This is a genomic window from Dissulfurispira sp., assembly GCF_036745535.1.
Lineage (GTDB): Bacteria > Nitrospirota > Thermodesulfovibrionia > Thermodesulfovibrionales > Dissulfurispiraceae > Dissulfurispira.
The window spans coordinates 1-16,631 of the sequence record NZ_DAIOFX010000044.1 but is presented as its reverse complement, the minus strand read 5'-3'; the positions used below and the strand labels follow the sequence as shown (position 1 = coordinate 16,631).

At 44.4% G+C, this 16,631-nt stretch carries 21 protein-coding genes and 2 tRNA genes; 10 read left to right on the top strand and 13 right to left on the bottom strand.

Translation table 11 applies throughout. The annotated features are described in order from the left end of the window. The 3 genes from V7L97_RS08335 to V7L97_RS08325 all read right to left on the bottom strand — a co-directional run. Positions 1–194 (bottom strand): hypothetical protein (locus V7L97_RS08335; protein ID WP_333654993.1); only part of this gene is annotated, 194 nt, incomplete at its 3' end. Continuing rightward, entirely contained in the window at positions 182–520 is a 339-nt protein-coding gene (locus tag V7L97_RS08330; RefSeq protein ID WP_333654990.1) for a nucleotidyltransferase family protein, read from the bottom strand. The genes V7L97_RS08335 and V7L97_RS08330, both read right to left, overlap by 13 nt. After that, the gene (locus V7L97_RS08325; RefSeq protein WP_333654987.1) at positions 521–1,078 is read right to left on the bottom strand and encodes a Uma2 family endonuclease; all 558 of its coding nucleotides are present in this window, start codon (positions 1,076–1,078) and stop codon (positions 521–523) included. A 178-nt stretch (positions 1,079–1,256) separates the two neighbouring features. Between V7L97_RS08325 and V7L97_RS08320 the strand changes: the two genes are divergently transcribed. Further along, complete coding sequence (locus V7L97_RS08320; RefSeq protein ID WP_333654984.1) at positions 1,257–2,354, top strand: HAMP domain-containing sensor histidine kinase; 1,098 nt, start codon at positions 1,257–1,259, stop codon at positions 2,352–2,354. A 73-nt stretch (positions 2,355–2,427) separates the two neighbouring features. After that, on the top strand, positions 2,428–3,762 hold the full coding sequence (locus V7L97_RS08315; protein WP_333654982.1) for a sigma-54-dependent transcriptional regulator: 1,335 nt from the start codon (positions 2,428–2,430) through the stop codon (positions 3,760–3,762). A gap of 77 nt (positions 3,763–3,839) precedes the next feature. On the opposite strand, the gene V7L97_RS08310 is transcribed toward V7L97_RS08315, so the two are convergent. From V7L97_RS08310 to V7L97_RS08280, 7 genes are all read right to left on the bottom strand, one after another. Continuing rightward, the gene (locus tag V7L97_RS08310) at positions 3,840–5,054 is read right to left on the bottom strand and encodes a type II secretion system F family protein (RefSeq protein ID WP_333654980.1); all 1,215 of its coding nucleotides are present in this window, start codon (positions 5,052–5,054) and stop codon (positions 3,840–3,842) included. A gap of 9 nt (positions 5,055–5,063) precedes the next feature. Then, positions 5,064–5,945 (bottom strand): methylenetetrahydrofolate reductase, encoded by an 882-nt coding sequence (locus V7L97_RS08305; protein ID WP_333654977.1) that lies wholly within the window; start codon positions 5,943–5,945, stop codon positions 5,064–5,066. Then, on the bottom strand, positions 5,942–6,619 hold the full coding sequence (locus tag V7L97_RS08300; protein ID WP_333654975.1) for a methylenetetrahydrofolate reductase C-terminal domain-containing protein: 678 nt from the start codon (positions 6,617–6,619) through the stop codon (positions 5,942–5,944). The genes V7L97_RS08305 and V7L97_RS08300 overlap by 4 nt, the downstream gene beginning before the upstream one ends. Before the next feature lie 24 nt (positions 6,620–6,643). Beyond that, entirely contained in the window at positions 6,644–7,510 is an 867-nt protein-coding gene (gene folD / locus V7L97_RS08295; protein WP_333654974.1) for a bifunctional methylenetetrahydrofolate dehydrogenase/methenyltetrahydrofolate cyclohydrolase FolD, read from the bottom strand. An 86-nt stretch (positions 7,511–7,596) separates the two neighbouring features. Then, a complete protein-coding gene (folE, locus tag V7L97_RS08290; protein WP_333654972.1) occupies positions 7,597–8,154 on the bottom strand; it encodes a GTP cyclohydrolase I FolE in 558 nt (185 codons plus the stop codon). Between the two features lies 1 nt (position 8,155). After that, positions 8,156–8,761: a 5-formyltetrahydrofolate cyclo-ligase gene (locus tag V7L97_RS08285; RefSeq protein ID WP_333654971.1), complete on the bottom strand. Its 606-nt coding sequence runs from the start codon at positions 8,759–8,761 to the stop codon at positions 8,156–8,158. Positions 8,762–8,769: 8 nt separating this feature from the next. Beyond that, positions 8,770–9,552, bottom strand: a complete 783-nt coding sequence (locus V7L97_RS08280) for an ATP-binding protein (RefSeq protein WP_333654970.1) — start codon at positions 9,550–9,552, stop codon at positions 8,770–8,772. A gap of 66 nt (positions 9,553–9,618) precedes the next feature. Here V7L97_RS08280 and V7L97_RS08275 point away from each other — a divergent pair, with 66 nt between their 5' ends. After that, positions 9,619–10,827, top strand: coding sequence for an acetylornithine transaminase (locus tag V7L97_RS08275; RefSeq protein ID WP_333654968.1), 1,209 nt, complete (start codon positions 9,619–9,621; stop codon positions 10,825–10,827). After that, the gene (gene argF / locus V7L97_RS08270; RefSeq protein ID WP_333654966.1) at positions 10,824–11,747 is read left to right on the top strand and encodes an ornithine carbamoyltransferase; all 924 of its coding nucleotides are present in this window, start codon (positions 10,824–10,826) and stop codon (positions 11,745–11,747) included. Before V7L97_RS08275 ends, argF begins: the two co-directional genes overlap by 4 nt. Here the strand turns inward: argF and V7L97_RS08265 are convergent. Genes V7L97_RS08265 through V7L97_RS08255 form a run of 3 tightly spaced genes read right to left on the bottom strand, consistent with a single transcriptional unit; the run spans position 11,724 to position 13,341 of the window. Then, complete coding sequence (locus V7L97_RS08265) at positions 11,724–12,098, bottom strand: sensor histidine kinase (protein WP_333654964.1); 375 nt, start codon at positions 12,096–12,098, stop codon at positions 11,724–11,726. The genes argF and V7L97_RS08265 overlap by 24 nt on opposite strands. A gap of 8 nt (positions 12,099–12,106) precedes the next feature. After that, positions 12,107–12,655 carry a histidine kinase dimerization/phospho-acceptor domain-containing protein gene (locus V7L97_RS08260; RefSeq protein WP_333654962.1) on the bottom strand — a complete coding sequence of 183 codons (549 nt, stop codon included), beginning with the start codon at positions 12,653–12,655 and terminating at the stop codon, positions 12,107–12,109. Then, positions 12,652–13,341: a hypothetical protein gene (locus V7L97_RS08255; RefSeq protein ID WP_333654961.1), complete on the bottom strand. Its 690-nt coding sequence runs from the start codon at positions 13,339–13,341 to the stop codon at positions 12,652–12,654. The genes V7L97_RS08260 and V7L97_RS08255 overlap by 4 nt, the downstream gene beginning before the upstream one ends. Before the next feature lie 133 nt (positions 13,342–13,474). Here V7L97_RS08255 and V7L97_RS08250 point away from each other — a divergent pair, with 133 nt between their 5' ends. From V7L97_RS08250 to V7L97_RS08225, 6 genes are all read left to right on the top strand, one after another. Continuing rightward, on the top strand, positions 13,475–13,717 hold the full coding sequence (locus V7L97_RS08250; RefSeq protein WP_333654959.1) for a helix-turn-helix domain-containing protein: 243 nt from the start codon (positions 13,475–13,477) through the stop codon (positions 13,715–13,717). Between the two features lie 239 nt (positions 13,718–13,956). Next, positions 13,957–14,409: a ribose 5-phosphate isomerase B gene (gene rpiB / locus V7L97_RS08245; protein ID WP_333654957.1), complete on the top strand. Its 453-nt coding sequence runs from the start codon at positions 13,957–13,959 to the stop codon at positions 14,407–14,409. Continuing rightward, the gene (gene glyA / locus V7L97_RS08240) at positions 14,406–15,644 is read left to right on the top strand and encodes a serine hydroxymethyltransferase (RefSeq protein WP_333654955.1); all 1,239 of its coding nucleotides are present in this window, start codon (positions 14,406–14,408) and stop codon (positions 15,642–15,644) included. The genes rpiB and glyA overlap by 4 nt, the downstream gene beginning before the upstream one ends. Before the next feature lie 2 nt (positions 15,645–15,646). Further along, positions 15,647–16,108 carry a transcriptional regulator NrdR gene (gene nrdR / locus V7L97_RS08235; protein ID WP_333654954.1) on the top strand — a complete coding sequence of 154 codons (462 nt, stop codon included), beginning with the start codon at positions 15,647–15,649 and terminating at the stop codon, positions 16,106–16,108. A gap of 74 nt (positions 16,109–16,182) precedes the next feature. Further along, a tRNA-Gln gene (locus V7L97_RS08230) sits at positions 16,183–16,256 on the top strand. 70 nt (positions 16,257–16,326) lie between these two features. Continuing rightward, positions 16,327–16,402, top strand: a tRNA-Glu gene (locus tag V7L97_RS08225). The last annotated feature ends 229 nt before the right edge of the window (positions 16,403–16,631 follow it).

Sequence of the window (16,631 nt, the reverse complement as noted above, 5' to 3'; positions counted from 1 at the left end):
CTTACTATCCTTTCAATGATGCTTTCATATCCTGAGTAAATGGAATGCAGGGAACCGGCTATTGCCTTAATATGGGAGTCTATATTTTCAGGGTCTTTCTCTTTTTTAAGCCTTGAAAGCTTCCTCCTGATACTCTCTGTTTCCTTTTTAATCAAGGACATATCTGCATCTATGTCAGCAATTAATGCTTCCATAGCATCCCTTCTTTTTTAATCTTCTCCCTGATTTCCGGTCTCAAATCATCTTCAAGAAATACGATATCAAAAGGCATCCCCTTGAATATCTCTTCAAGCCTTACAGTAACATAAACCCTTTTGTCTTCGGGAATCCCTTTAACTGCAATGTCAACATCGGAATGTTCATTAAACTCCGAAGGTCTTAGTATAGAGCCAAAGACATAAACATCTCCTGCTCCTTCATCATAAAGCAATGCCCCTGCCTCTTTCAGCCTTTGTAATGCCTTTTGTCTGAGGTTCTCTTTTAACTCTCTCCTTCTCTTTGATAGTACAGTTTCCGCCATCTAAAAAACCTTCTCCAGTTCCACTCCAAATCCTTCAAGGAGTTTTGAATTCACCCTGCCTTTTTCCATTGCCTGATCGAAAATTTTAAACTCTCCGTTCACATTCTCATAAACCTCTATGCTCTTCTCCATAGGGTCAGCTATCCAGTATTCCTTTACTCCGGATTTTTCATAAACCCGTTTTTTATGCTTCAGGTCATAATATGCAGTTGATTCGGATAGTATCTCTATCACAAGGTCAGGCGCAGCCTCTATCTTTTTATCTCCAATAATGTTAAGCCTCTCATTAGAGATAAAAATAATATCCGGTTGATAGGTCTCTGTTTCTGATAAATAGACATCCATTGGTGCGTAAATCACCTCTCCAAGCTTTCTTTCCTCAACAAATTTCACCAATTCAAACCCAATCTTTCTTAAGATTATCTGATGATAAGGCACGGGCGATGGTGTCATAACCAATTCTCCTCCTATCAATTGATAAGGCGCTCCTTCAGGCAGCTTCTCGTAATCCTCATAGGTATATTGCTTTTTAGCCTTTTCTAAGGCTGCTGTAGTCATAAAAACACCTCCTCATGATTTCTAATTGAATTATAGCAATTAAGCCATGTCTTTTCCATCTGACAACCCTTGTCACACCGATTGACAAAAATTGTCAGTAGTCCTACACTATCTTTAAATGTACCTGTCATCATTTTTCAACTATTACAGGGTTGGCCGTTTCATATTTGCACTGGCCTTGCTTATCTCATTTCAGATAGCAGGGCTGTCTTATGCCATTCCGAGATTAATGTTTATACTGGCTGTTTACAGCTTCATATCACTGCTCAGGCTTGTTGTTTTCACAAAAAAAATACATTACTTCGATTTTCTTCTGGACATTGTATTCATATCGGCAATGGTTTACATAAGTTTCGGTGTATATTCATATCTGACCCTTCTTTATCTTTTTCCCATCTTTTTCTCATCCGTCATCATAAAAACAAAAAAGATATTTCTCTTCCCTGTCATTTCCGCAGTTCTTTATGGAGCATCCTATTATATCAGCGGTGTTATCACGGAAAAAGAGAGCATTTTGAACATTTCTCTACACTTTCTCTCCTTTTCCCTCATCGCCCTTGCAGGGGACAATTTAAAAGAAAGAATGGAAAAACAGGAGCAGCATATAAAAAATCTGGAGGAAGAAAAGATAAAGATGAAGGGATACGAAAGGTTGTACAGGGTGAGCGCTGATCTGGCACACGAACTGAAAAATCCACTCGCATCGATTTCTGCTGCAGTGCAGTTTTTAAATGAAGGAAGAAACGACAGGGAATTTATTGATATGCTCGGCACAGAAACTAAACGCCTTACAACCCTTGTGAATGATTTTCTCCTGTTCTCGCGCCCGTCCGATGCCCCAAAGGAAGATGTGGATTTATCAGAAACCCTGAAATCACTGGTCAATCGCCCGGATAGCGACAAAAACAGTGATAAAAAAATAACGCTAAATGTAATAAACAATGCGGAGGTTGTTGCAAACAGGACATTTATGGAAGTAGCTTTAAACAATATTATTAAAAATGCCATTGAGGCTGCAAAGTCAGAGGTAAGGGTTTCACTTATACGGAATCAAAAAGAAATAAAGATAGGGATTGAAGACGATGGCAGCGGAATAAATGAGGACATAAAGGATAAAATTTTCGAACCATTTGTAACAACAAAAACAAACGGCACAGGTTTGGGGCTGGCAATAGCTTACCGAATAATAACGGGTTTTGGAGGAAATATCATTATTGACAGGTCTTCCCTCGGAGGTGCAAAGTTTACGATTGTGTTTCCAAAAGTGATGCAATGATGGAGTATTGAAGTAAAAGCATTTGTCTATATCATTACTCCATTGCTCCAATTTAATTGATGGAGGTTTTACTATGCGTGCATTAATTGTCGATGACGAACAAAATATTAGAAAAGTATTAAATGTCCTCTTAAAGGAAGATGGCCTCGAGGTTTATGAAGCATCAAGCGTAATCGACGCAAACAGTCTGATAAAAGAGAATTACTTCGATATTGCAATAATTGATCTCCGCCTCTCGGACGGCTCCGGTATAGATATACTGAGGACAATAAAAGAACAAAACCCCGAGACTGTAGTATTGATAATCACTGCATTTGCATCAACAGAGACGGCAATAGCTGCAATGAAGCTTGGTGCTTACGACTATGTGACAAAGCCCTTTAATCTGGATGAAATAAGGATTGTTCTGAAGAATATAAAAGAAAAGATAATTCTCCAGAAAAAGGTAAAAGAACTTCAGCAGTATGCAGATGAGTATCAGAATATTACCGGGAAATCCGATGCAATGAAAAGGGTCTTCAATATGATAGATAAAATAGCGCCCTTCGATACAAATGTCCTCATAACAGGAGAAAGCGGCACGGGCAAGGAGCTCGTTGCAAAGGCCATACACAACAGGAGCATAAGGTCAGACAGGCCGTTCATTGCAATCAACTGCGCAAGTCTTCCGGCAGAACTTCTCGAAAGCGAATTGTTCGGATATACAAAAGGGGCATTTACAGGCGCCTATGCATCAAAGCGGGGACTGATAGATGAGGCAAATGGCGGTACACTGTTCTTAGATGAGATAGGAGAGATGCCTCTGTCACTGCAGGCAAAACTGCTGAGGTTTTTAGAGGAAAAAAAAATCAGGCCTATAGGGAGCAGCAGCGAAATAGAGATCGATGTGAGGATAGTTGCCGCTACAAATAAGACCCTGAATAAATTGCTCGAAAAAGGCGAATTCAGGGAAGACCTTTATTACAGGCTCTCAACCTTTGAAATAAGGCTGCCGTCACTAAGGGAAAGAAAAGAGGACATACCTCTGCTCATCGATCATTTTGTAAAACTGTTTTCCAGAAAGTTTCAGAAAGATATATACAGGATCGAACCGGCCTTTGTGGATTACATCATGCAGCAGGAACTGAAAGGCAATGTAAGGGAATTGAAAAACATCATAGAGAAGGAGGTTATCCTGTCCGAAGACGGCCACCTAAAATGCACATCATGTCCCACAGTGTTCAATCAAACCTATGCGATAAATACTCCTTTAGAGAACAGCATAAATTTGAATGAGTACCTTGCATCTGTGGAAAAGGAGCTTCTCAATAAGGCACTGCAAAAGGCAAACGGCGTAAAAACAAAGGCAGCGGAGCTTTTAGGTTTGACGTTCAGGGAGTTCAGGTACAGACTGTCGAAGTATAAGTAATTAAGTTATTAAGGTAAAAAAGCACGCCGTTATTCACTTAATCACTTATTCACTCATTCACTCATTTACTTATTTACTTATTTCCCAATCACTTCTCCCATCTTGAATATGGGCAGGTAAAGGGCTACAACAATATAGCCAATAGTTGTCCCTAAAAAGACCATCAACATCGGCTCCAGCATTGTTGTGAGGTTTGCAACGGCATTATCCACTTCATCATCATAAAAATCCGCTATCTTTATAAGCATCTGGTCAAGGGCGCCGGTTGATTCACCCACATTTATCATCTGTGTAACCATAGGCGGAAAGACCTCTGTCTTCGAAAGAGGCTCTGCAACGGTCTTGCCAGATGCCACTTCCTTTTTAACCTCAAAAACAACTTCCTCCACGACCTTATTTCCTGACGACCTTGCGCATATATCGAGTGCGTCAAGTATAGGAACCCCGCTGCTAATGAGGGTGCCGAGAGTCCTCGTAAACCTTGCAACGGCAACCTTTCTCAGGAGGTCCCCAATTACAGGCATTTTTAGTAAAAATCTGTCGGTATTTTTTCTTCCGGCCTCGGTTCCTCTATATTGTTTTATCCCGAAGATTGTCAATATCAGACCGCCAAGTATCACCACACCACCTATGCCTCCCAGAAAATTACTCAACCATATAACGCTCCTTGTAGGCCCCGGAAGTTTTGCACCCATCTCTGTAAAAATCTTCGAGAATATTGGAATGACCCATATCATAATTATTGCAATAACAAGTACAGCCACAGATATGACAATAGAAGGATATATCATTGCACCCTTTACCTTTTTCTTGAGCTTCATTGCCTTTTCGATATAACCCGCAAGCCTCATAAGCACTGCATCAAGGACGCCGCCTGCCTCACCAGCAGCTACAAGGTTCACATAGAGGTCATCGAATACCCTTGGATGCTTTTTAAGGGCATCGGCAAGTGTTGTGCCTGTCTCAATATCGGCCTTTATCTGGGCAATTACTGCACCGAGGGTCTTGTTCTCTGTCTGTTTTGACATTATGTCAAGGCCCTGAACAATAGGTATGCCTGCTGTAAACATTGTGGCAAACTGACGTGTGAAGATAACTATATCTTTGTCTGTAATTTTCTGTTTTTTGGGCCCGAAGAGTTTTTTGGATGGCGCTGTTTCGGTAATAACCGTGGGTAGTATGCCCTGCCTTCTTAAAGCCGAGACAACCTCGTCCTTTGTGCTGGCGGTAATCTCGCCGCTCTTTGGCTCCCCCCTCAGGGTCTTTCCGGCCCATTTAAAGGTTGTAGGCATACGCCCCCCTTATAATAATCCTGCCCGCTCCATAATTATCGGCACCTTATCTTCCATGCCGATGGCCATTATATGAACACCGTCACATATATTCTCATCTTTGAGCTGCCTTATATGCCTTGCCGCTATATTAAGTCCTGTATCCAGCGCCTTTTCCTTGCCTGCAGCCTTTAACTCATCTATAAGATCCTGAGGCACCCTTATGCCCGGTACATTGTTGTTTATGAAATTGGCCATTCCCGCGCTCTTTAAAACAACAATTCCTGCAAGTATCTTGATCGGGAACTTCCTCGCATAACTCATAAACTCTTTAAACTTGTTTATATCATAAATCGCCTGTGTTTGGAAGAATTTTGCGCCTGCCCTTACCTTTTTCTCGAATTTTATGAGCTGGGGCTCAAGCGGGTTTGCCTCGGGAGTTACAACAGCGCCCTGAAAGAAGTCTGTTGCGCCCTTCAAATCATTGCCTGCCATGTCCTTTCCATTGTTTAATGAATTAACAACATTAAGAAGCTGCACAGACTCTATATCATAGACAGGCTTTGCCTGCTTGTGGTCACCTGCAAGGACATGGTCTCCTGTCATGCACAGGACATTTTTTATTCCGAGGATATTTGCGCCAAGGAGGTCTGACTGAAGGCCTATCCTGTTCCTGTCCCTGCATGTCATCTGGAGTATAGGCTCAACACCATGCTCAATGGCTATTTTGCACACTGCCATGGAGCATATGCGCATCACAGCAGACTGGTTATCGGTAACATTCAAAGCATCCACCTTGCCTTTTAAAAGCTCGATATGGTGGATCATCTCCTTTATATCAGTGCCCTTTGGAGGGCCAACCTCTGCAGTTACGACAAATTTTCCTGAATTCAATATATCCTTGAAGCTCATTTCTTCTTTTCCTCCTTCTTCTCCGGCCTTGTAACAAGAGTTCTCGGCTTTATGCTCGCTGACCAGTCCTTTGCCTCAAGTGCTGTATCGCAAAGCTCCTGAAGCCTGTCAAGCCTCTTCATCCTCTCATATATCCTCACCCATGCGCATTTGATATCAGGGCTAACCTCGCATTTGCCGTCCTTGCATCCTCCGCAAGGCCCGTTCAAAATACCCTTTGGACATGCAGTTACAGGACAAATGCCGCCTGTCTTATCGAGAATACACTTGCCACACAACGAGCACCTCTCGTCAAACATCTGAAACCTTGTCATATTCCCGAGGAACAGACTGTCATTCGTCGCATAAACAGGCTTGTCCTCGAATATCTCAACAGCAGCCTGCGTACCTGCACCGCATGACATGATAAGGATGCACTCTGTCTTATCGAGGGCATCTTTAAAAGGCTTCAATTCAATCTTTGTTCCGAGCACCTGACAGCCTGTCTTCGCAACAAAACCGCCTGTAACCTCTTTACCTTCTGCCTTTAATGCCTCTGTCAGGGCATCAATCGCCTCCTGATTGCCTGTGCCGCAGAGGCTCGCACACTCAGAGCATCCTATAAGGAAGAAGCTCCTGTAGTTCTTTATATTCTCCATTAACTCCTGAAAGTCGCGTTTTTTTGTAATTATCATCTCTTGCTCCTTACATCCTTTATTTTATATCTCCACCTTCATGCCTGCCTGCATCCTGGCAGCAAGAACAGTGTTATACATCAGCATTGCAATGGTCATAGGCCCTGCACCGCCCGGAACGGGTGTTATATATCCTGCCCTCTCCTTTGCAGCATCGAAATCCACATCTCCAACTATCTTTCCCTCAGGGGTGACATTTATGCCTATGTCTATAACTGCCGCTCCTTGTTTAACCATATCGCCTGTAATCATCTTTGCCCTTCCAACTGCAACGCAGAGTATATCTGCCTTAAGACATTCCTCTTTGAGATTCGGTGTCTTGCTGTGGCATATGGTGACCGTTGCATTCTTTCTTAAAAGCAATAATGCCAAAGGCTTTCCAACAATAACGCTCCTTCCAACAACAACTGCATGTTTTCCTGCCGGGTTTATGTTATAGGCTTCAAGCATCTTCATTGCGCCATGGGGAGTGCATGGGATGAATCCGGGCTCGTCCAGAACAAGCTTTCCAAGGGCATCAGGCCCAAATCCGTCCACATCCTTGGCAGGAGAAATCCTGTCCATGACCTCTTTTTCGTTGAGACCCTTCGGGAGTGGAAGCTGTACCAGTATCCCGTTGATCTTTGGGTCTGCATTGAGTTTATCAATAAGATCTAAGAGTTCCTTCTGCGTGGTTGTATCAGGAAGCTTATAGCCGAAGCTGTTAATGCCAATCTCTCCGCATGTCTTTTCCTTTGAAGCCACATACTTCTTTGATGCAGGATTCTCTCCAACAAGAACCACTGCCAGACCTGGATTAATACCCCTTGATTTTAGTTCATCCACCTCTTTTTTAAGGTCTTCCCTTATTCTTTCTGCTACCTTCTTGCCATCAATCAATTCTGCTGACATGAATCCTCCCTTTGTTTAGTTTATGAGTGAATGAGTAAATGGGTAGATGAGTTTCTACCCATTTACTCATTTACTCATCTGCTCATTTACGGTTTCTTTATCAGTTCCAGCATCTCTTCCCTCGTGCTCTGCTTGCTCCTGAATATCCCGCGCACTGCCGATGTCACCGTCCTTGAGCCCGGCTTTTTTATACCCCTCATGCTCATGCATAGATGCTCGGCATCTACAACAACCATACAGCCCCTCGGTTTGAGCTTATCCATAATCATGTCTGCAAGCTGTGCTGTCAAACGCTCCTGAACCTGAGGCCTCTTTGCAAAATGCTCCAGCGCCTTTGCAAGCTCGCTTAGTCCGGCTATCTTTCCCGATGGTATATAGGCAATATGCGCCTTCCCGATGAAAGGCAGCAGGTGGTGCTCGCAAACAGAATAGAATGGAATGTCCTTAAGCAGCACCATTTCATCGTGGCTTTCACCCTCTATGGGTTTAAGCAGGTCTTCTTCAGGCGTTTCAAGCCCTGCGAATATCTCGGCAAACATCTTTGCCACACGCTTTGGCGTGTCTTTAAGGCCCGGACGCTCCCTGTCTTCGCCTATACCCTCAAGGATTAATCTTACGCCTTCTTCTATCTTCTTGCTATCCATCCTATTGGCCATAACACTCTATAATCCTTTTATCAGTTATTATCTTGTCCATTCTTATATCATGCGATTCAGAAGGAATCGACTCCACTATCTGTTCTTCATATGCCAGAGCAATTAAACACTTGACCCTTGACCCCTGACCCCTGACCCCTGACAATAATTTATCATAAAAACCCTTGCCATATCCCAGCCTGTTGCACTGTTCGTCAAAGGCTACCCCCGGAACTATGATTAAATCCATATGCTCAACATTCATCCTTCTACTTTCAGATATATCGGCAGATACATTGGGTTCGGGTATTCCAAAATAACCTTTAACAAGCTCCTCTGTATCCTTTATCTCGTAAATCTTCAGTTCGTTGTCCTGTTTATCAACCCTCGGCAGCACAACTACCTTTCCGTGTGCAACGCAATATTTTAACAAATCAAAGGTGTCAACTTCGCTTCTGAAAGAGGCATATAAGAGAATTTTATGGGATGCCTTAAACTCCGAAAGCGCCAGCAGCCTTTCTTTAATCTCCCTGTCCTTGTCCTTCCTGATTTCTTCATGTATAGAATCCCTGCGGGATAAAATGTATTTTCTTATGTCAGATTTACCTGTCAGCAATAGGAATCCTATCCCTTTCCGAGATAGCCTTCGAGTTTTTTCTTTATCCCTCTGATCTCTTCGACCACCTCAGATGCAGCACTAAAGGGGGAATCACCCCTGACATCGGCATCCATGACCGATTGGTCGAACCTTATTGCACCCAGAAATTCCATATCTTTTATGTGTTCCTTTAAAAAGGAGACATCGCTCTCGTTCCTCACTTTATTCGCAACAACAAAGACGTGCTTTACGCCAAGCCCCTTTGCCATCTCCTTTACGGTATTTGCAGTCTGGATACTCCTCTGTCCCGGCTCCACCACAACTATAAAGGCATCAACCGCCTCTGCAGTGCCCCTCGTGAGATGCTCTATCCCTGCCTCCATATCGACAACGACTACCTCGTCCCTCTCCACAACGAGATGCTTTAAAAGCCTCCTCAGGAGGACATTCTCAGGGCAGTAGCATCCCGATGCTGCTGCCTTCGATTTGCCTGCCACGAGCAGGGTAATGCCGTTAAATTTGTATCCGATTTCTTCGGGAAGGTCATCAACCCTCGGATTGAGTTTGAATATCCCCCCCATGCTTCCGGGTTTTGCACCCGTCCTTTCTTCTATCAATTCCGGCATGTCGGCAATCGGCCTTATTTTCTCGATATCCGATAGTTTAACGCCCAATGCCTGCGCAAGATTCGCATCGGGATCTGCATCCACAGCAATGACCCTCTTGCCACCAGCAGCAAATAAATGGCTCAATACCGCAGAAAGTGTTGTCTTTCCAACCCCGCCCTTGCCTGTTATTGCAATTTTCATAGTCCGAAATTATAGCATAATCATCCACCCATTTACCCATTTACTGTTGTTGTGTTATCATCTCCTATGGAAGCCAAGAAAAACGTTGCAAAAGAGCTTATAGAGGACTCAGACCGCTATCTGATGCGTACCTATAACCGCCAGCCATTGGTCCTCAGAAAAGGCCGCGGCATAAAGGTCTGGGGCTCTGACGGAAAGGAATATCTCGATTTTGTTGGCGGCGTTGCCGTAAATGTCCTCGGTCACTGCCATCCAAAGGTCGTCATAGCAATACAAAAGCAGGCGCAGAGGCTGCTGCATGTATCGAATCTTTACCATATCGAACCTCAGATAAAGCTCGCAAAGCTTTTATGTACGCACTCATTTGCCGATAAGGTCTTCTTCTGCAATTCCGGAGCTGAGGCCAATGAGGCTGCCATAAAGCTGACAAGGAAATATGCAAAGGAGCATTACGGACAGGAGCGTTTCGAGATCATCACTGCACTGAACTCATTTCACGGAAGAACGCTCGCAACCGTTACGGCCACAGGGCAGGAGAAATTCCAGAAGGGATTCGAGCCCCTCATGCCGGGATTCAGATACGTGCCGTTTAACGACATAAACGCACTGCAGTCCGCAATAACCACAAACACCTGCGCTGTTATGCTCGAACCCATTCAGGGAGAAGGAGGAGTAAAGGTTCCCTCCGATGACTATTTTAAAAAGGTCAGGGAGGTCTGCGATAAAAACGGACTGCTGCTCATACTGGATGAAGTCCAGACAGGCATGGGAAGGACCGGAAGGCTCTTTGCGTATGAGCATTACGGCATAACACCCGACATAATGACCCTTGCAAAGGGACTCGGTGGAGGAGTGCCAATAGGTGCCATGCTTGCCACGGAAAGGGTTGCAGCCTCATTCCAGCCCGGCAGCCATGCATCTACATTCGGCGGCAATCCATTGGTCTGTGCAGCAGCCATAGCAACGCTTGAGGCGATTTTAGAGGACGGGTTTATCCTGGACCACTGCAACAGGATGGGGGCATATTTTATAAAAAAACTAAGCCAGCTTAAGGATGATTATCCTGAGAAAATTGTGGATATCAGGGGAAAGGGGCTCATTATTGCAATGGAATTGACAATAGATGGGACACCTGCCGTCAGGGCCTGCGCAGAAAAAGGCGTCCTGATAAACTGCACGGCAGGCAATGTATTGAGATTCACCCCGCCCCTGCTTGTGGAAGAAAAGGACATCGATCATTTAGTGGATGTCATGGGGGAGGTACTGGGCAAATGAACGGCCAAATAGATGGAAAACGAGATTTTCTGACAATATGGGACTTATCGAAAGATGAAATAGAAAATCTGATCAAAAGGGCGCTGGAATTAAAATCAGGCGCTGACAAAAACAAATGCCCACTCATAGGAAAGAGCATAGGCCTGTTCTTTGAAAAACCTTCGACAAGGACAAGGGTGTCCTTTGAGGTGGGAATATATCAGCTTGGCGGGCAGTCCATCTATCTCAATCCGAGGGAAATACAACTTGGAAGGGGAGAGAGCATAGCGGATACCGCACGGGTTTTATCGCGGTATCTAAACGGAATAATTCTAAGGACATACGCACATTCTTCTGTGGAGGAATTTGCATCCCATGCAACAGTCCCTGTAATAAACGGCCTTTCGGACTTTCATCACCCGTGCCAGGCCCTCGCAGACCTCATGACTATCATGGAAAAGAAGGGAAGGCTCAAAGGCATTCGCCTCGCTTATATCGGCGACGGAAATAATGTAGCCAACTCCTTAATAGAGTCTGCAGCACGGACAGGGATTAACATAACCATCGCATGTCCCGAAGGTTATGAGCCAGACCCCGACGTCCTTGACAGGGCAAGGAGCGATTCATCAGGCGAGATAATAATCCTCAGGAACCCGAAAGAGGCGGCAGGCAGGGCAGATGTTATTTATACAGATGTATGGGTAAGCATGGGGCAGGAAGAGGAGGCTGAGAAGAAAAAATCAAAATTCAAGAATTATCAGATAAACAGCCAGTTGCTTCAGTGTGCAAAAAACGATGCCATCGTGCTTCATTGTCTGCCGGCACACAGGGGCGAAGAGATAACAGATGAGGTTATGGACGGCCCGAACAGCGCTGTCTTTGACCAGGCAGAAAACAGGCTGCATACGGAAAAGGCGCTACTGGAGTTCCTGATACGGTAGCTCTATCATAAATGTGGTTCCTTCGCCTTCTTTGCTCTTTACACTTATGTTTCCGCCATGCGCCCTGACAATGTTATAACAGATGCTCAAACCGAGCCCTGTCCCTTTCCCGAATCCCTTTGTGGTGAAGAACGGCTCAAAAATCTTTTGTATGACATTTCCGGGGATGCCCGGCCCATTGTCAGACACCTCTATAACCACACTATTATTTTCTTTATAGACCTTTAAAAGTATCCTGTCGCCCCTTTTAGAATCCCTGAGGGCATGAATGGAGTTTGTGACAAGGTTTAACAAAACCCGCTCCATCTGGGATTTATCCAGAGATGCCACGATATCATCAGAAACATCCACTGAAACATCTATCTTACTTGCATGCAATGCCTCGAAACAAGGTCTACGACTTCATAAATCATACCCTTTATATTCACCGTGGCCTTCTCGAGTTTGGGAGCCCTCGAAAAGACAAGCAGGTCATGTACAATGCTGCTTGCACGTTCAGCAGACTTGCTGATCTTATCCGCTATATTCTTTACATTATCATCAGCGGCAGTGCTCAGCAAAAGCTCGCTGAATCCGTTTATTGCAGAGAGGGGATTGTTCAATTCATGGGCGACCCCTGCTATCATCTGTCCGAGTGTAGCCAGCTTCTCTGCCTGTATTATCCTTAACTCCATCTCCCTTTCAGCAGTTATATCCCTTATAACTAAAACACAGCCTCCCTCATCGGCATCGGGGTGCATTCTAAAAGACCTCACAGTAAAAACATTATTTCCTAATGTAATCTCTTTACCCGCTCCTTCCCTGCATGCAGACTGACATGCCTTTTTGACAGCGTTATCCAGTGCTTCATCGATGCTTTTACCTTTTGCGCACTGTTTGCAAGTTTTCATGGCCGTATCGTTCATCATGGAGATTCTGCAGTCCTTATCCATGATAAAGACCATGTCCTGTATTGAGTCAAACGTCCTCTGCCACTGCTCTGCCCAATCGTGAAGCGCTCTCTCTCCCTTTCTTTAACATCGGTTTCGAGTCTCGATACCCGCTTCAGGGATACAATCGAAAAGCCCATGAACAGAAAAAATCCGGCAAGTGTGATGGTAACACCGGCCAATCTAATCCGGTGAAGCTCATGGGTCACGCTTTCCATCCGCGTGTCTGCCAGGGATTTTGCCTTTCTGTACGAATCTTCAACAAAGGAGATGATAAGATTCACAGGGAAGAGCACCTTTTCGGGCCTGTGATAAAAATCGGATGCAGTCACTTCCTTATCAAAAATGGAAATCCTATTTTCTATGTCCTTTATATAACTGAAAACACTTCCGGAACTATGGCATCCATAACATTCACTTACAACTGTCTTTGCCCTCGCCTTAAGTTTTATGATTTCATCTTCAGACCTTTTCTCACCCATGGCTGCATGCTTTAACTCATAAATTATATCCCTCAGCTCGGTGCGCTTGATCAGGCTCTTCTGGGCCTCGGCCAGATATCCGACCCTCTCCTTGACCACAAAGAGCCTTGAGCCCATGAACAGCATTCCTGCCGTTGTTATAACAAGAAAAAAGCCGAGAATTATTAAAAAGATTCTTCTCATTCCTTCCCCGATTTTATTTGATTTGATTTGATTTTTATAACTTGTGTGATATTTTGTAATTAACAATAGCAGATATTCACAACATTTTCACATTTGTAAACTAAAATTTACAATATAAAAAGAGAGGTGAAACATGGACTACAAAACAAGGATAAAAATAATAAAAGGCAGCCGCACAATAAAAGAGCTTGCAAATATCCTCGGCATTCCTGCGACAACGCTTCACACCTATCTCAATGGCCGCGAACCATCGGTCAGTTTTGTAAATCGTGTAAATGAAAAACTGAATGTGAATCCCGATTGGCTTATTACAGGGAGGGTCCCTATTTTTAAGAGCACAGTGTTCTCCGACGACGATACAATCATAAAAATATAACAGGCTTCCTGAACAGCGCATGGCCTCAATGGACGCAGAAAGAGCGCTGCTGGTTCGAGATGCACTTCAGGAGAAATTTCCCGGAATTTGAGACATGGCTGATAAACAACCATGGCAGGGCAGATTAACACCATTTCTTGACTTCAATCACATCTCTTTTATAAGATACTCTATTTAAGTAACCATGTAGTTAACTGCCAACTACTTAATCCCTTAATTGCTTAAAGCTCGGAGGCTAAATGCTCATCGCCATCGGTTCCGACCACGCCGGCCTTGAGATGAAGACAGAAATAATTGCGGTATTGAAGGAATTAGGACACGAATACACAGATTACGGCACAGATACCCCTCAATCCGTTGATTATCCCGACTTTGGCGAAAAGGTCTCGGAAGCTGTTTCAACAGGAAAGACAGAAAGAGGGATACTCATATGCGGCACCGGCATCGGGATGTCCATTGTTGCGAACAAATTCCCGAATATCCGCGCCTCCCTCTGCAATGAGCTCTTCTCGGCAAAAATGAGCAGGCTCCATAATGATGCAAACATCCTCGTCCTTGGCGGCAGGATCATTGGCAAAGACCTTGCAAAAGAGATAGTCCGCACATGGATGACAACGCCCTTTGAAGGCGGAAGGCATGCAAACAGACTCAAAAAAATCACGCTCATAGAGGAGAAGACTGTAAGAAGATGAATCTCGGACATGTAAAGGCAATCGACCCGGAGATATACGAAGCAATAGTCAGGGAGACGGAAAGGGAACAGAACAATATCCTTTTAATCGCATCCGAAAACTATGCAAGTCGCGCTGTACTTGAGGCACAGGGCTCTGCATTCACCAACAAATATGCAGAAGGCTATCCGAACAAGAGATATTACGGAGGCTGCGAATATGCCGATGTAGTAGAGAGGCTTGCCATAGAAAGGGCAAAGGAACTATTCGGCGCAGAGCATGTGAATGTCCAGCCCCATTCAGGAAGCCAGGCAAACATGGCAGTCTATTTCTCCTTTTTAAAGCCTGGAGACACAATCCTCGGAATGAATCTGGCACACGGCGGACATCTTTCACACGGCGCACCGGTTAATTTCACAGGCATGCTTTACAAAATAGTGTCCTACGGCGTAAATAAAGATACAGGCTACATAGAAATGGATGAGGTAAGAAGGCTCGCACTTCAGCATAAACCAAAAATGATAGTGGTTGGTGCAAGCGCATATTCACGCATCATCGATTTCAAGGCATTCTCTGAAATCTCAAAAGAGGTCGGCGCATATCTGCTCGCAGATATAGCACACATTGCCGGATTGATCGCAGCAGGCCAGCATCCATCTCCGATTCCGTATGCAGACTTTGTCACATCGACAACCCACAAGACATTAAGAGGACCAAGGGGCGGAATAGTAATGTGCAGGGCAGAGCATGCAAAAGCCGTTGACAAAATGATATTCCCCGGAATACAGGGAGGCCCACTTGTCCATGTGATTGCTGCAAAGGCAGTAGCTCTGAAAGAGGCATTGACCCCGGAATTCAAAGACTACCAGAAAAGGGTTGTAAGCAATGCGAAAAGGCTTGCAGAAGGGCTCATTAAACGCGGGTTCAAAATAATATCGGGCGGTACAGACAACCACCTTATGCTCGTTGATTTAGGTAATATGAATGTCACAGGTAAGGAAGCAGAAGAGGCCCTGGACAAAGCTGGCATAACCGTGAACAAAAATTCCATACCATACGATGATAAGCCGCCAACAATAACAAGCGGAATAAGGCTCGGAACCCCCTCTATAACTACAAGAGGAATGGGAGATTCAGAGATGGATGAAATCGCAGACATAATATCAAACATTATCCGCAACATAAACAATCCCTCTGCGATAGCCGATATGAATGGGAGGGTAAAAGCCCTCTGTGATAGGCATCCTATTTACTGACCATGAAATGCCCTTTTTGCGGCAGCATCGAAGACAAGGTAATCGACTCCAGAGTGAGCAAAGAAGGGGATGTCATCAGGAGAAGGAGGGAGTGCCTCAAGTGCGAGCAGCGGTTCACCTCCTATGAAAGGGTCGAAGACCCCTTCCCTATGGTTATCAAAAAAGATGGAAGCCGCGAGTTCTTTGACGGACACAAGATACTCACAGGGCTCAAAAAGGCATGCGAAAAACGACCCATCCCGATTACAAAACTGGAAGAGATAGAAAAGAATATCGAGAAGAAATTGATGGGCCTTAATGTGAAAGAGATACAGAGCACATGGATAGGCGAGGAGATAATGGCAGCACTGAAAGACCTCGACAAGGTGGCTTATGTGAGATTCGCATCTGTTTACAGGCAGTTCAAGGATATAAATGACCTCATGGAAGAAGTAAAGGGACTGTTCGAGCAGAAGAAGAAATAAAACATTACTCCAGATCAGACCCCTACCTACATTGAATTATTTGTTTTCGATAAGATATATTAAGTTATTGTGATTGGGGAGTCGTCCAACGGCAGGACGGCAGACTCTGGATCTGCTTATAGGGGTTCGAATCCTCTCTCCCCAGCCAATAAGAATTTAAAATTGAAGGTTGTAAATTGAAAATTTTAAATTTGCAATCTTCATTTTGTAATTGTAATGGTCCCATCGTCTAGAGGCCTAGGACGTGGCCCTCTCAAGGCTAAAACACGGGTTCGAATCCCGTTGGGACCGCCAATTATTAATACTCCTTAACAGCGGCATCTATGTCAAAGACAAACTGCCTTACATGCCGCCTGAAAAAAGATTTAACCTTTGCCCAGCTTACCCCTTCGCCTTCTAAATATTCAGGCTCAGGATTAGACTCGGCATCGGAAAAATAAACCAGCGACTTGCCTATATGAACAGGATTTATCCTCTCCTACTAAGAATATGTGTTATAAGATTTATACAAACGGGTTTTACC